Origin of the sequence: Clostridium sp. (genome assembly GCF_016650035.1) — a bacterium.
Taxonomy (GTDB): Bacteria; Bacillota; Clostridia; order Clostridiales; family Clostridiaceae; genus Clostridium_AD.
Genome location: NZ_JAENWM010000029.1, coordinates 1 through 14322 on the forward strand (window position 1 = coordinate 1; position 14322 = coordinate 14322).

A 14322-nucleotide genomic window follows, 5' to 3' on the forward strand; every position below is an offset into this window, starting at 1 on the left:
CCCAAAATCATACTTTTACAAAAGCAAAGCACCAACAATTAGTTGGTGCTAATGTTTCACATGATTTGGGACATTTTCAAAAATGCTTGACAGTATTAAAATAGTCTATTAAAATATTTATCTTTTAATGATAATATTTGTTCCTAAATTTATAATTTAAGAATATTAATATAGTAAAGGATTGGGAGGAGGCGGAATATGAAGAGGGAATTAACTCCAAGTGAAATTATTTATGAATTTGATATTGAAGACATTAAGGTACAAGGCCCCTTAGATGTTATGCCACAGTATATGGATGTAATAGAAAATATTAGAACTGGATTAAGTATAGATAAAGAGGGTTTTAATATTTATTTAATAGACGATTTTTCAAAAGAGGGGCTTAAAGATATTGTTAAATATGTTAATGATATATTTGAAAAAAGAAGCAAACCAACGGACATTTGCTATGTGTTATTTGAAGATGATAAATCTCCAAAACCTATTTTTATAAGTAATGGCGGAGGTAATAAACTAAAAAAGGTACTAAAGGAAATTCAGAATGAATATTTAGAATGCACATTTGAGTTTTATAACAGTTCTATAAATAAAGAAAAAGATGATATTGCAGAAAATATTCAAAAGCAAAGAACTGACCTAATTGCTAAATTAATAGATACAGCAAAAGAAAAGGGATTTGATATAAAATCCAGCAATAATGGATTTACATTCATTCCTTTAAGTAGTGGTAAAGAAATGACTGAAAGTGAATATGACATCTTAGAGAAGGGTAAAAAAGAGACTATTTTAGAGACAGTAAGTACTTTAAAAGATAAATCTAAGCAACTATTAGAGGAATTAAAAGATATTGAAGATAGAGATCTAGAAAAATTAAAGAAAATTATGGAAGTGTATTATGAAAATGAAATGGCGGAATTAAAAGAAGAATACAAAAATATGTTTAATGAAGACGTGGATGTGCAAAATTATCTTGATATAGTATGTGATGATATCGAAAAAAAACTTATAGATAACTATTCGCTAAGTTATGATGATGATGAGGAAAAAATAAATGAAATTATATATAAATATGTTGTAAACGTAATTGTAGATAATAGTAAAAATTTAGTACCTCCAGTAATATTTGAGCAAGATCCTAATTTAACGAATTTACTTGGAAATATAGAATATGAAAATCATAATGGGGTTTATTCCACTGATACCGAACTTATAAAAGGTGGGAGTATGTTAAAAGCAAATGAGGGATGTTTAATAATTAAAGCAAATACTTTACTAAGTAATCCATTAGCATATTATCATTTGAAAAAATCACTGTTAACAGAAAAGGTTGATGTGGCTTATAGTAAAAATTATTATGAAGCGGTCTCATTAAACACTTTAAAACCTGAACCTATCCCTATTAATGTAAAGATAATTCTTATTGGGGATTATGAGACTTATGACCTGCTTTATAACTATGATGAAGACTTTAGGAAAATATTCACTATAAAATCAGAATGTAATCCGCTTCAAAGTATTGACAAAAATTTAAAGAGCTCTTTGGTATTTGAGATAGATAAAATCTGTACTGAAAATAATTTGAGGTCTCTTACTAAGGAAGCTATAAGAGAGGTTGCAAAGATACTATCACGAAAGGCTCAGAGCAAAGAAAAAATATATTATGATAAATATGAAATAACTAAGCTATTAACCCTATCAAACAATAGTATTAAAGATAAAAATAGAGGGGGGATTAGTGCAGAGGATATAATCCACGTAGGATATAAAATTGATAATATGGAAAAAGAAACTCTGAATAACTATGCTGATAATAAAATGCTTATTGAAGTTAAAAATAGTAGAATAGGTCAAGTTAATGGGTTATCAGTAATTGATGCAGGATATTTTAGATTTGGAAAGCCAATAAAGATTACTTGCTGCTGTTATAAGGGAGAAGGAAATATTGTGGATGTTCAGCAAGAGAGCAATCTAAGTGGAAATATTCATAGTAAGTCTATTAATATATTAAAGGGATATATAAGTGGTATTAATGGTGGATTTAATAAACTTCCAGTAGATTTTCATTTATGCTTTGAACAAATATATGGCAAAATAGATGGGGATAGTGCATCTGTTGCAGAAATAGTATGTATGCTTTCAGCTTTAAGTAAAATACCTATAAAGCAAAACATTGCCATTACAGGTTCTGTAAATCAATTTGGTGATGTTCAACCTATAGGAGGGGCAAATGACAAGATAGAGGGTTTTTACGGGGTGTGCAAAATAATAGATACAATAGTAGGCAAAGGGGTAGTAATTCCACTGTCTAATGCGGGGGATTTGGTTTTAAATAATGAAGTTGAAAAAGAGATTGAAAGTGGGAATTTTCATATATATACTATGACATCTATAGAAGATGCAGTAGATATATTAATGGGGGACGATGATACTGACTTTCAGGTAGTAATGACAGCCATTAATAAAGAACTAAAAAAATATATTACGAAAAAACAATAGAGTGGTAGGTAAAAAACAAGCAGGACATTTAAGTTGTCCTGCTTGTTCTGAGTTTTAATATTATACGTTAAATCTAAAATTAACTATATCTCCATCTTGCATGATATATTCTTTACCTTCAAGTCTATATTGTCCTTTTTCTTTAGCCACAGCTTCTGAGCCGCACTCTACTAAATTATCAAAGGAAACTATTTCTGCTCTTATAAAGCCTCTTTCGATATCTGAATGGATTTTTCCAGCAGCTACAGGTGCTTTAGTCCCAATGTGAATAGTCCAGGCTCTTATTTCTTGAGGACCTGCAGTAAGAAAACTCATGAGACCTAGTAGTTTATAACTTGCATGAATAAGTTTATCAAGTCCAGATTCTGAAAGACCATATTCCTGTAAAAGCTCCATTTTTTCATCATCCTCTAGAGAGGATAGTTCTTCCTCGAGCCTTGCACAAACTATCATTACTTCAGAATCAGTACTTTCTGCATATTCTTTAACTTTTTTAACCATATCATTTTCTGTATTGCCAGACATTAAATCATCTTCACTAATGTTTGCAGCAAATAATACTGGTTTTGAAGTGATCAGAAAAAGAGTGTTTATAAAAATAGCTTCTTCAGCGTTAACATCAAGTGTTCTCACTGGTAAATTTGATTCAAGCTGTTCTTTTATTCTTTCCATAAGTGCATATTCCATTATGGCTGTTTTGTCTCCAGAACGAACAAGTTTTACTGACTTTTCCATTCTTCGATCTAATACATCAAGATCAGAAAAAATAAGTTCTAAATTAATAGTATCTATGTCGCGTAGGGGATCGATATTGCCATCTACATGAATTATATTTTCATCTTCAAAGCATCTTACAACATGAACTATTGATTCTACTTCTCTTATGTGAGATAAAAATTTATTCCCTAACCCTTCTCCTTTACTTGCTCCCTTTACAAGGCCTGCTATGTCATAAAATTCAATTGCAGTATGAATTATCTTTTTACTATTATAAATGGTTTGTAGCACATCCAACCTTTTATCAGGAACACTAACAACTCCTACATTTGGTTCTATAGTACAAAATGGGTAGTTAGCAGATTCTGCCCCTGCTTTTGTGATTGCATTAAATAATGTGCTTTTTCCTACATTTGGTAAACCTACAATTCCTAGCTTCATATATATGTACATTCCTTTCTTACTCTTAGATTATTGACACCTTTTAAATTATACTCTACATCTTAAGTCATTTCAAGAAAGTAAATTTTAACAATGGTTTTATCAAACATACATTGGTAGACATTACATATATAGTGAATTTATCTCAAAAATGGAAATTGGGAATTTATTTATTTAAGAAAACAGTAAATTTACTTTAAAATAAGAAGGAATTTTGATTTTTATATAGAATAATACTAAAAAGTGGTTTAGAATGGTTGAAAGTGGATTAAAGTGGAGTATTTAATAAGCTGGGGGTAGTAAAATGTTTATAGGTGAATATCAACATGCCATTGATAGTAAAAACAGAATGATTATCCCCACAAAGTTTAGAGATGAACTTTCTAGTGAATTTATATTGACTAAGGGCTTAGATGGGTGCTTGTACATATACACCAAGGAAGAATGGTTAATAATGGAAGAAAAACTAAAAAAACTACCATTAACTAGTAAAGATGCAAGAGCCTTTGTACGATTTTTCTTCTCTGGTGCCAATGAAATTACCATTGATAAACAAGGAAGGGCTTTAATACCACAAAACTTATGCGAATACGCAGGTCTTCAAAAGGAGATAGTAAGTATAGGAGTATCAACTAGAATAGAAATATGGGCAAAAGATAAATGGGATAATTATAATGACTCGGATATGAATTTTGATGAGATAGCAGAAAAAATGAATGAACTCGGTATTTAAAAGGAGATATAGTAATGGAATTTAAGCATGTATCAGTTTTGTTAAATGAGTGCCTTGATGCACTAAATATTAAAGAAGATGGAATTTATGTTGACTGTACACTAGGAGGTGCAGGGCACTCTTTAGAAATTTTAAAAAGACTATCCACAAAGGGTAGGCTAATTGGAATTGATCAAGATACGGAGGCATTAAAAGCTGCAAAGGAAAACCTTAAGGAGTATAACAATGTTACTTATGTACACGATAATTTTTATAATATTGAAGCAATACTAGAAAAACTTCAGATAGGTAGTGTAGATGGTATTTTGATGGATCTTGGGGTATCGTCTTTTCAATTAGATGAAGCAGAACGAGGGTTCAGCTATATGAGGGATGCGACTCTTGATATGAGAATGGATAGGAGTAAAGGAATATCTGCCTATGATGTTGTGAATAGTTACAGTGAACAGCAGATAGGTGAAGTTTTAAGAAATTATGGAGAAGAAAAATTTTCAAAAAGAATAGCTAATTTTATAGTTGATAGAAGAGTAGACAAACCAATAAATACTACTTTAGAACTTGTAAATGTTATAGATGCAGCTATCCCAGCAAAGTACAAGAGGGATGGAGGCCATCCAGCTAAAAGAACTTTTCAGGGTATAAGAATTGAAGTTAACGGTGAACTCAGAATTCTTAACAAAGCAATAGAAGATGGAATACAAAGACTAAAAAGTGGAGGAAGAATGGCAATTATTACATTTCATTCACTTGAAGATAGAATTGTAAAAGTTAAATTTAAAGACTTGCATGATCCTTGTAAATGTCCCAAAGAGTTACCTATGTGTGTGTGTGGTAAAACACCAATTGTAAATCTTATAAGTAGAAAACCTATAGTGGCGACAGAAGAAGAATTAGAAATAAACAAAAGAAGCAGAAGTGCAAAGTTAAGAGTTTGTGAAAAAATTTAGTTCTAAATTGTGGATGGGGTGAATAAAGTGATAGTAGCAAAAAATACGCTTCAAATGGATGGGAATACCGTGTTATCACCAGATGAATCTTTTAGAAAACGACGATATGATGATTTAGAAAAATCAAGAAAACAGGCTGAACAAGCTAAAATACAAAAGGATATAGAAAACAAAAAAAGTGTTCTTAAAAATATTCTTTTAGTTTTTGTCATTGGAGTGACTATTATTAGTAGGTATTGTATGATTTATAGTTACCAAGATGTAGCATCTAAGACTAAAGCCAAGCTAGAAATAGTAAATAAAGAAAATAGTGCTTATAAAGTACAACTGCTTAAGTTTAAAAATATAAATTATGTTGAGGAAATAGCTCTTGGTAGACTTAATATGGTTAAACCACAAATTAGTGATATAGAGTACATGAATTTAAGTAAGAATAACTTAGAAGTTAAAAGTGAGTTACAAGTGAAAAAGAGTACCATGATATTAGAAAAAATCAAAGATATTATTTTTTAAAGGTGGACTATCCACATAGTGTTACAGAAATAATAAGGAGGAGCTAAATTGGCAAAAGGGGAGTATAGAGACAAAGTAATTGTTAAACGAAGAATGCTTATTGTCTTTTTCATACTTTTTGTTTTGTTTTTTCTATTGGTTGGTAGGTTAAGCTACGTAATGATAGTTAAAGGAAAGGACTTAAAAGTAAGAGCAATTTTGCAGTGGACAAGTGATGTTCGTATTGCAGCAAGTAGAGGAAGAATTTTAGACAGAAATGAAAATGAATTAGTCATAAGCGCAAATGTTTTTAGAGTGGATTTAGAGCTTAATGCATTAAGAGACACTACTTCTAATAATGACTTAACTATGAAGGATATTGCACCTGGCCTTGCTGAAATACTTGATATGGAATCTGCAGATGTTTTATCTAAATTAACTGCGACTAATTCAAAGGGAGAAGCTATTGGAGGAGTTGGGCTTAAGAGAAGAATAGAAAAAGACGTATCTGATAAAATAATCGAATTTTCTAAGGTGAATAAACTTCGGGGAATAGTTATTACTGGAGATACAAAAAGATTTTATATCAATAATAATTTTTTGGCAAATGTTCTAGGACACACTAATTCCGATGGAAAGGGACTAGTAGGAGCTGAACTATATTATGATAAATATCTAGCAGGGGTACCTGGAATAAAAATCACGGAAACTGATGCTAAAAGTGAAGATTTGGCTTATAAAATATCAGATTATACAATGCCAGTTAATGGAAAAGATTTGATACTTACTGTTGATGAAAAAATTCAGCAATTTGTAGAAAAAGCAGCTGAACAGGCTATGATTGATAATAAAGCAGCTGCAGTTAGTATAATTGTAATGAACCCTAAAAATGGAGAAATACTAGGCATGGTTAATAAGCCGGACTATGATCCAAATGATCCATGGGATGACACTATAAGTTTTGATGAAAATCAAAAGGCTTGGAGAAATAGAGCAGTAAGTGATACATTTGAACCGGGGTCTATTTTTAAAGTAATTACATCTATAGGAGCCATGGTAGAGAAAGTAGTAGATGAAAATGATGTATTTGTTTGTAACGGTAGCACTGTAGTTTCAGGTAAAACAATAAGGTGCTGGAAACCTACAGGACATGGATCTCAACATTTTGTGGATATTTTAAAAAACTCTTGTAATGTTGGATTTATGGAACTGGGAAAAAGACTTGGTAATGAAAAATTAACTAAGTATATTAATTTATTTGGACTCGGCAAGAAAACTGGTATTGATTTAAATGGAGAAGCAGCGGGGATAATCAGAAAAGCTGAAAACATGACTCCCCTTGATGTAGCTGTAACCTCATTTGGTCAAGGTGGAACACTATCTTGCATACAGTATTTAACAGCTTTTAATGCTATTGCAAATGGAGGTAAGCTTATAACTCCACATGTTATGAAAGAAATAGTAGAATATGATGATTCGAATGAAAAACAAGTTTTTGAGGCATATTCGAACTATAATGAGAGAAGAATAGTAGATGAGGAAACTACAAAGCAGCTTAGATCATACCTTGAACAGGTTATAGAAACTGGTGGAGGTAAAAAGGCTTATATTGCAGGGTACCATATTGCTGGGAAGACAGGAACTGCTCAAAAAATCAATCCAGCACCAGGAACCAGTGGCTATCTACCTCAAAAATATGTTTCATCTTTTGCAGGTATGGCACCAGCAGATGATCCACAAATAACACTATTAATTAATATTGACGAACCAGACCCATCTAATTATTATGGTGGTCAGATTGCAACAGTTGTTGCAAAACAAGTGTTTAATGATATTTTCAATTACTTAGCACTTAAATCTGATGCTACTAGTGAAGAAATTGCAAAAAGTTTACTTAAGGACGTCATTGTACCTGAGGTAAGGGGTCTTAAAACTGCAGACGCTAAAAAAATGTTAAAAGAAAATAATTTAAAGATGAAATTGAGTACAGAGGGAGAAGTTATTACTGATATGACTCCAAAACCTGGATACACAGTTAAAGAAGGGACCGAAATTATTTTACACACGGATTCAAAAGTAGAAGATGATAGTACAGTAATGGTTCCAAGTATCAAGGGAAATAGCCCAGAAAAAGTTAGTGAACTATTAACTAGTCTTGGTCTAAAAGTAAAGTTTATCGGTAGTGGTATAGCCTCAGAACAAGACCTAGAAGGGACAGAAGTGAAAAAGGGAACTACGGTGACTGTGCATCTAGATATAGTGGCTGATTAGTTAAAGCATCATCTGCGATGCTGTTAGATATAGTGTATAACTATATAATAGAGACATTAAAACAAAAACCGACAGGACTCAGCTTTGCTGAACTGTCGGATTTGCCATGTAAAGGGTAATAGTGGTATCATTGAAAAATTAATTCTATAGTGTATACTATTCTTAAAAGAGGTTATTAATTAGAATAAAAGTAGAAACATAATGCATGTGATGATTTAAGGGAGTGATAATTATGAAATTAGAAAAAATTATGGAGAATATTAAATTTGATTTAATTCAGGGTAATATGGATATGGAAATAGTGGAAATTCAATATGATTCAAGAAAAGTTAAAAATGGTGACGTGTTTTTTTGTATAGAAGGATATAGTGTTGATGGTCATGAATATATACAAAATGCCATAATAAATGGTGCTGTTGCCATTGTATGCCAGAAGAATATAGGAGAACTAAAAAACTGCACAGTTATTAGAACTGATGATACAAGAGTGGCACTTTCAATAAGTGCAGCTAATTACTATGGGAATCCTAGTAGCAAGATGAAAATGATAGGTATTACTGGCACTAATGGAAAAACAACTTCAGCATTTATGATTAAAGCTATTTTAGAACAGGGTGGATATAAAGTTGGTCTTATAGGAACTATAGCAAATTATATTGATCAGAAGAAAATTCACACAGAGAGAACCACTCCAGAATCACTGGAGCTTCAAAAACTTTTTAATCAAATGGTGGATGCTAATGTTGATTATTGTGTTATGGAAGTATCTTCACACTCGTTGTATTTAAATAGGGTATATGGCATAGAGTTTTGCGACAGTATTTTCACAAATTTAACTCAGGATCATTTAGATTTTCATAAAACTTTTGAAAATTATTTTAGTGCAAAATTAAAGTTGTTTGAAAATAGTGTGAACTCTATAATTAACATTGATGATACTTATGGCGAAAAAGCTTATAGTTTAATTAAAAGTAGTAAATTAACCTATGGACTTAACGATAAAGCAGATATTAGGGCCAGTGATATAAAAATGAATTCAAGGGGGAGCAAATTCACTTTAGAGTATAGTGATAAATCTATTGAAATAGAACTCAAAATACCAGGAAATTATAATGTATACAATGCCCTTGGTTCAATAGCTGTTTGCCTTAATCAAGGGATAGAGCTACCAGTCATTAAACTAGGGCTACAAGAGGTACAAGTGCCAGGTCGCTGTGAAATTGTAGGAGGTAATTATAACCTAGGTTTTGAAATAATTTTAGATTATGCTCATTCGCCAGATGGACTCGAGAATATACTTAAAACTGCTAGGGGATTTACAAAATCTAAACTTATAAGTGTATTTGGTTGTGGTGGAGATAGAGATAAAACCAAAAGACCTATAATGGGTGTAATTGGAACTAATTTAAGTGATTACTGCGTAATAACTTCCGATAATCCAAGAAATGAAGAACCACTAGATATAATTAAAGATGTAGTACGTGAAATTAAAAAACAAAATTTTGAAATTATAGAAAATAGACGCGAAGCTATAAAGAGAGCAATAGAAATGGCAGGGAGTGATGATGTAATTGTTATTGCAGGAAAAGGTCATGAGGATTATCAGGTTTTAAAAGGTAAAACTATTCACTTTGATGAGCGAGAAGTTGTTTCAGAGATAATAAAGGAGCGAATATAGATGGAGTACATTAGTCGTGACGAGATAATAGAGGCAACAGGGGGAGAACTAATAGTTAAGGGCACAAACGCACTGTATAACAATGTTAGCATAGATACAAGAGCCATAAGGGATAATGATATCTTTATAGCCCTAAAAGGTGAAAATTTTAATGCTAATGATTTTGTTTTAGAAGCTAGTAAAAGTGGAGCTTCAATTTGTATAATTGATGAGGTGAAATTTAAAGTTGCAGAGCTAGATATGAAAACCTCTGTAATTATGGTAGGGGATACTAATAAGGTCATAATGCAGCTTGCAAAGTTTTATATAAATAAATTGAATATAAAAGTAGTGGGCATTACCGGTTCTACCGGTAAAACTTCTACAAAGGATTTGGTGGCAGCAGTTCTAAGCTCAAAATTCAAAGTATTTAAGACCTTAGGAAATTTTAATAATGAAATAGGACTACCTATGATGATATTTAAGCTTAATAACACTTTTGATGTTGCTGTGCTTGAAATGGGTATGAGTGATTTTGGGGAAATTCATAGGTTATGTGATGTGGCTAGGCCTGATATTGCTATTATTACTAACATTGGAATGTCCCATATTGAAAATCTTAAGACTAGAGAAAATATTTTAAAAGCTAAAATGGAGATAACAGATTTCTTTAATAAGGACAGTATTTTAATTGTAAACTCGGATAATGATTTGTTAGAAGGTATAATTACATCAAAAGATAAGCTTATAAAAACAGGAATTGATTCTGAAGCAGACTATAAAGCCGTTGATTTAAATATTTACCAGGAAAAAATAACATTTAATATATTAGAAGCTGGAAATTTAATAAAGAAAACAATTGAGGTAGATATACCTGGAAGGCACAATGTTCTAAATTCGTTACTAGCAGTAGCCACTGCTAGAGAGCTGGGTATGAATTATGATGAAATTGCAGTGGGTTTTAAAAAGCTCGAAGCTACGTCAATGCGTTTAGATATAATAAAAGGAAACAAATTCACTATAGTAAATGACTGTTATAATGCTAGTCCAGACTCAATGATAGCCGCAATTGACGTGCTTTGTAATATCTCTGGAAAATCTAAAATTGCAATACTAGGTACTATGAGGGAACTTGGAACTAGCTCCTTTCAGGCTCATAAACAAGTAGGTGCTTATGCAAAAGATAAGAATATTGATTTATTAATTACCTTAGGTGAATTTAATCAGGCATATAGTGAAGGATTTGTGGATATAGATAAATATAGAAGTTTTGATACTTATGATGAAGTAATTTCCTTCCTAGAGGGTATCCTCTCTGAAAATGATGTTGTTTTAGTTAAAGCCTCAAGATATATGAAATTTGAGAGTATAGTAAATTGCCTAGGAAATATAAAGTCTAAAGAGGTGATGGGATAATGGGTATAATTATTTATTCAGTTTTAATTGCATTTTTATTATCAATCATGCAAGGTCCATTACTAATTCCCTTACTGCATAAACTTAAATTCGGCCAAAATATAAGGGAAGAGGGGCCTAGAAGTCATCTAAAAAAAGCAGGAACCCCAACTATGGGTGGTATTATATTCATGACTTCAACAATAATTACCATGTTAATTATTGTTAGGCATGTTAATGATGAAGCTATGATTGTATTATATTGTTTTGTAGCTTTTGGGTTAATCGGACTTATTGATGATTTAATTAAAACAATACGTAAGAAAAATGAAGGACTTAGCTCTAAACAAAAGATGTTTCTTATAGTTGTAGTATCAGGTTTAATAGGTTATTATACTTCAATTAAAATAGGGACTGATATAATGATACCATTTTTAAATAAGTCCGTAAATTTAGGAGTTTGGTATGTGCCTTTTATTATTGTATATTTTGCAGCTACCACAAATTCAGTTAATTTAACGGATGGATTAGATGGGCTAGCTACGAGCGTTACAATAGTAGTTATGACATTCTTTGCTCTAGTTAGTAATAGCTTGTCTAATGCTACTCTAGCAATATTCTGTGCTTCTCTTGCAGGCGCATTATTAGGATTTTTGAAATTCAACTCATATAAAGCACAAATTTTTATGGGAGATATGGGGTCTTTAGCACTAGGGGGAGCAGTTGCTGCAGTTGCAATGATATTAAAACAGCCACTACTCGTTATGATTGTAGGTGGCATATATGTTCTAGAGGCTGTTTCGGTTATTATTCAAGTTTCGGTGTTTAAGGCTACAGGTAAAAGAGTATTTAAGATGTCTCCAATTCATCATCATTTTGAACTAGTTGGGTGGCATGAAACTAAAGTTGTTGCAGTGTTTTCCATTATAACAGTTGTTTTATGTTTAGTTGGATTTCTATCATTTCTCTAGTAGCGATATAAGGGGTGTATAATATGAAAAAGTCTAGTGTGAAGATGGGGCAAATAGATTTTATGTTGTTTGCAACCGTTGTACTTCTTGTAACCATAGGGGTATTAATGGTTTTTAGTGCCAGTTCATGGTATTCACTTGTGAAGTTAGATGATCCGGATTACTATTTTAAAAAACAGATGATGTGGGCAGTTCTAGGTTTTATTTTTATGGCTATAGCGATTAAAACTGATTATCATAAATACAAACAATATACTGGCCTCATTATGATAATTACAATGATATTATTAATTGCCGTATTTGCATTCGATGGCATTAACGGAGCTAAGCGATGGATACCACTTGGCTTTGCAAATATTCAACCATCCGAAATTGCAAAATATACTATTGTATTATTTATGGCTAAAAGTTTAGATTTAAAGGGAGAAAAAATTAAAAGCTTTTCTAGGGGAGTGCTTCCATACCTGTTAGTTTCAGGATTTTATGCAGGAATAATTCTGATGGAGCCAAATTTAAGTATTGCATCTATTATAATGATTGTTACTGTAATTATTCTATTTACAGCAGGGGCAAGACTTAAACATCTCTTTGTTATAGGATCCTCGCTAGTGGCGGCAGTTGTTGTTTTAATATTAATTGCACCATATAGATTGAAAAGACTTACGAGTTTTATGGACCCGTTTGCTGATAGCCAAGGTGATGGATACCAGCTAGTTCAATCACTTCTTGCCCTTGGGTCGGGAGGAGTTACAGGAGCAGGGATTGGTCAATCAAGACAAAAATGCTTATACATACCGGAACCTCACACGGATTTTATTTTTGCTATAATTGGTGAAGAGTCAGGGTTAATCGGAGTTATATTTATAATCTTACTGTTCCTTATCTTTGTATGGCGTGGTATTAAAGTAGCAGTTACAGCTAAAGATATGTACGGTACCCTTTTAGCTATAGGAATTACAGCGGTCATTGCTGTTCAAGCAATTATAAATATAGCGGTAGTAACTGGATCAATGCCAGTAACCGGTGTGCCTCTTCCATTTATAAGTTATGGAGGCTCAGCTCTTGTTTTTAATATGTTTGCCATGGGAATACTTTTAAATGTATCAAGGCAAACTGTAAATAGAAATTAAAATTAGAAAGAAGGCGTGCAATTATGCATGGCTTTTTCTATGTTGCGCCCATTATGGGCGTAATCTATCCATTTCTAAGGATAGAATATGAATTTTTTAAAAATACTAAAAAATACATCAGAATAGAGATGAAAATAATTACATTAAGTGTTATTATATATATAATAGATAAGTTTGAATCAAATTTAGAATGTAATAATATATGTTATTAAACGAGGGGAAATGAATGAAGGACAATAATAATAGCATCGATAAAGGAAATTATATAATAGCGCACAGTGAGAATTTATTAAAAAAAAGAAAAAAGAAAAAGAAAGTAAGGAAACTTATGTTACTTGTGATAATTATGGTATCTACTTTGGTTACATTATGCCTTAAATTGCCTTATTTTAATATTACAAATGTTGAAATTACAGGGAATATAAATGTTTCTAACGCTAAAATTAATGAGCAAGTTAGTGCTCACTTAAATAATAATATTTTTTACGCTAGTTTTGAGGATAGTAAGAAACAAATTATAGAAAACCCATACACTCTAGACGTAAAAATTAAAAAAAAGCTACCCAATAAAATTTTAATTGAAATTGAGGAAAGAGTAGCTGTTTTTTATGGAAAAGTAAATGATATTTATTACATTATAGATAATCAAGGAAAACTATTGGAACAAAGATCTAATATTAAAGATATGAACATAGTTAATTTAGTTGGACTTAATCTGGAAAAGTGCAAAGTAGGAGATGCAATCTTATCAGACGATAGGAAAATTGAAATTGCTAATGACATAGCAAACATTATTAATGATTATAGAAAGACTAAAGATAATATAATTATTAGTAGTGTAGATATAAGTGATGTTTTAGATGTGAAAGCTTTCTCTGGAAAAATGTGTATTAAACTTGGAACGAGCGAAGACTTAGAAAATAAGTTTAATAGGGCAATAATTATCTTATCACAACCAAAATATAAAGCTGCTACAGGTTATGTAGATGTTAGGTATAAAGCAAATCCAGTAGCTTTTATAGAAGATTAGAAGTTAAAGAATTAACAATAAATATATCCCTCAGACACAGTA

General features: G+C 31.5%; 11 protein-coding genes. 10 read left to right on the top strand and 1 reads right to left on the bottom strand.

Annotated features, from left to right (window positions below; translation table 11 throughout):
- Positions 1-198 precede the first annotated feature (198 nt).
- Positions 199-2496, top strand: coding sequence for an AAA family ATPase (locus tag JJD95_RS08735; RefSeq protein ID WP_291642418.1), 2298 nt, complete (start codon positions 199-201; stop codon positions 2494-2496).
- A 60-nt stretch (positions 2497-2556) separates the two neighbouring features.
- Here JJD95_RS08735 and ychF read toward each other — a convergent pair whose 3' ends face one another.
- On the bottom strand, positions 2557-3654 hold the full coding sequence (gene ychF / locus JJD95_RS08740) for a redox-regulated ATPase YchF (RefSeq protein ID WP_291642509.1): 1098 nt from the start codon (positions 3652-3654) through the stop codon (positions 2557-2559).
- Between the two features lie 304 nt (positions 3655-3958).
- Here ychF and mraZ point away from each other — a divergent pair, with 304 nt between their 5' ends.
- The 9 genes from mraZ to JJD95_RS08785 all read left to right on the top strand — a co-directional run bounded on the left by mraZ (position 3959) and on the right by JJD95_RS08785 (position 14280).
- Positions 3959-4387, top strand: a complete 429-nt coding sequence (gene mraZ / locus JJD95_RS08745) for a division/cell wall cluster transcriptional repressor MraZ (RefSeq protein WP_291642419.1) — start codon at positions 3959-3961, stop codon at positions 4385-4387.
- Positions 4388-4401: 14 nt separating this feature from the next.
- Positions 4402-5334 carry a 16S rRNA (cytosine(1402)-N(4))-methyltransferase RsmH gene (rsmH, locus tag JJD95_RS08750; protein WP_291642421.1) on the top strand — a complete coding sequence of 311 codons (933 nt, stop codon included), beginning with the start codon at positions 4402-4404 and terminating at the stop codon, positions 5332-5334.
- A 27-nt stretch (positions 5335-5361) separates the two neighbouring features.
- Positions 5362-5847 carry a hypothetical protein gene (locus tag JJD95_RS08755; RefSeq protein WP_291642422.1) on the top strand — a complete coding sequence of 162 codons (486 nt, stop codon included), beginning with the start codon at positions 5362-5364 and terminating at the stop codon, positions 5845-5847.
- Positions 5848-5895: 48 nt separating this feature from the next.
- A complete protein-coding gene (locus tag JJD95_RS08760) occupies positions 5896-8097 on the top strand; it encodes a stage V sporulation protein D (protein ID WP_291642424.1) in 2202 nt (733 codons plus the stop codon).
- A gap of 232 nt (positions 8098-8329) precedes the next feature.
- Positions 8330-9775 carry a UDP-N-acetylmuramoyl-L-alanyl-D-glutamate--2,6-diaminopimelate ligase gene (locus JJD95_RS08765; protein WP_291642426.1) on the top strand — a complete coding sequence of 482 codons (1446 nt, stop codon included), beginning with the start codon at positions 8330-8332 and terminating at the stop codon, positions 9773-9775.
- Complete coding sequence (gene murF, locus JJD95_RS08770; RefSeq protein WP_291642428.1) at positions 9776-11170, top strand: UDP-N-acetylmuramoyl-tripeptide--D-alanyl-D-alanine ligase; 1395 nt, start codon at positions 9776-9778, stop codon at positions 11168-11170.
- Complete coding sequence (gene mraY, locus JJD95_RS08775; protein ID WP_291642430.1) at positions 11170-12120, top strand: phospho-N-acetylmuramoyl-pentapeptide-transferase; 951 nt, start codon at positions 11170-11172, stop codon at positions 12118-12120. The genes murF and mraY overlap by 1 nt, the downstream gene beginning before the upstream one ends.
- Positions 12121-12143: 23 nt before the next feature.
- Positions 12144-13250: a stage V sporulation protein E gene (gene spoVE, locus JJD95_RS08780; protein WP_291642432.1), complete on the top strand. Its 1107-nt coding sequence runs from the start codon at positions 12144-12146 to the stop codon at positions 13248-13250.
- A 226-nt stretch (positions 13251-13476) separates the two neighbouring features.
- The gene (locus JJD95_RS08785; RefSeq protein ID WP_291642434.1) at positions 13477-14280 is read left to right on the top strand and encodes an FtsQ-type POTRA domain-containing protein; all 804 of its coding nucleotides are present in this window, start codon (positions 13477-13479) and stop codon (positions 14278-14280) included.
- Positions 14281-14322 lie beyond the last annotated feature (42 nt).